Origin of the sequence: uncultured Anaerovibrio sp., from assembly GCA_902786545.1 — a bacterium.
Lineage (GTDB): Bacteria > Bacillota > Negativicutes > Selenomonadales > Selenomonadaceae > Anaerovibrio.
Map to the genome: position 1 here is coordinate 1 of CADACU010000103.1, position 2031 is coordinate 2031.

The 2031-nt window shown below is 40.3% G+C and carries 2 pseudogenes; both read left to right on the plus strand.

From position 1 onward, the window contains the following. Window positions 1-619 (plus strand): annotated as a pseudogene (locus QZV24_RS10500) (restriction endonuclease); the annotation flags it as partial. Window positions 620-621: 2 nt separating this feature from the next. After that, window positions 622-2031 (plus strand): annotated as a pseudogene (locus QZV24_RS10505) (hypothetical protein); the annotation flags it as partial.

Genomic DNA, 2031 nt, shown 5'->3' on the forward strand with positions numbered 1-2031 from the left:
TTATAAGGATGCCGGTTATCGGGAAAAGGACATTCCCGAGCTTATCCTGAAAAATAACCTCTATGGCCTCGATATTGACGATAGAGCCTATCAGCTGGCCTATTTTGCCGTGATGATGCGCGCATGGAACTACAACCACCGCATACTGGTGAAGCGTATCGAGCCGAACCTCTGTGCCATTCAGGAAAGCAACGGCCTCGCCAAGTGGTCGGAGCTGAATATGGATATGAGCGGTGCTCAGCAGCTGAATCTGGAAAGCCAGTTCGTGCAGTTGGCTGATGAACTGATTGAGAAGTTCCAAGATGCTAAGGAATACGGCTCTATTCTTGATGTAGCAGACAAGGATTATGAAGCACTGCTGACCTATATCAAGGAATTGCAGGAAAACAGTGTTCTTGACCTGTCCATGGCTGCTTGGCTGCATGAAGTAGGCGAAAGACTGCCGGGGCTGGTGAAACAGGCGCAGATTATGGGGCAGAAGTATGATGTAGTGGTCACGAATCCGCCTTATATGGGCAGTAGTAATATGGGGGCAGATTTATCAAATTATGTGGCTAAACATTATCCTGATAGCAAAGCCGACCTTTTTGCTGTTTGTATAGAGCGTGGTAATAGGTGACCATGCAAAGTTGGATGTTCTTATCTAGTTTTGAGAAAATGCGTGTAAAAACTTTACATGACTATGATGTGGCTTGCCTAATGCACATGGAAAACATGGTGATGGGAATAGCCTTTGGAACAGCAGTATCTGTATTCAGAAATAGTAGAATACATGGCTATAAAGGAAACTACAACCATATAAAATACGAAGATATAGTGAATGAAAATCCAAGGGAATTTCCTGTTTCAGATAATAGGTTTACACAAGTAGATGCAGAGAAATTCAGTAAAATTCCCGGTACACCAGTTGCTTATTGGATACAGGATAATATAAGAGAGTTGTTTTCAAGTAAAACAATTAAAGATTATTCAATTTCAGATGGGCAGAATAAAACAGGGAATAATGACCGTTTTATGAGAAGTTGGTGGGAAGTAAAAAAAGAATTTATAGGTGAAAATAAATGGGTTTTATGTGCTCGTGGCGGTGCATATCGAAAATGGTATGGAAATATTAAAGAAGTCATAGATTGGTCAATATCTGCAAGAAATCATTATCGAAAAGACCGTGTTGCACGTATTATCCCTGAGCATATATGGTACAAAGAAGGTTTTACTTGGAGTAGAATCACATCTTATAAACCTAGTTATCGAATTCAAAGGGATGATATGCTTTTTGAGATGACAGGGTTAGTATTATTTTGGAATGATAATGTACCAAGATATTATATCCTCGGTTTATTAAACTCAATAGTATCAGAATACCTTTTGCAAATAATTACACAAGTAATGACAATACAGATTCGTGATGTACAAGCAATACCAGTTTTATTTGACCACAATTATTCTAAGGCTGTAGAAATATTAGTAAATGAAAATATCAGCATTTCAAATAAAGATTGGGATTCCTTTGAAAACTCATGGGAATTTGAGAAGTCTCCGTTGTTTTGTGGAGAAAAATCTTTAAGTAAAGCATATGCTAACTATAAAAAGAATACAAATGACCATTTTGTCAAGTTAAAATCCAACGAAGAAGAACTCAACCGTGTTTTTATCGACATTTATGGTTTATCTGATGAACTGACTGCAGAAGTAGCCGACAAAGACGTAACCGTAGCCCGTATTTACGACACCAAAGAGGAAATCCCCGACAGCATGAAGGGCAACAACTACGTTCTGACCCGTGAGGACGTGGTGAAGTCCCTTATCTCCTACGCCGTGGGCTGCATGTTTGGCCGTTACTCCCTTGATGAGCCAGGGCTTATCTGTGCCGGAGGGGAATTTGACCCGTCAAAATATGAAACCTACCATCCGGACGAGGATGCCATCATCCCGATTTGTGATGATGAATACTTCGAGGACGATATTGTAGACCGCTTCTGTGCATGGCTCTCTGCTGCCTTTGGCAAGGAGAACTTTATGGATAATCTGTTG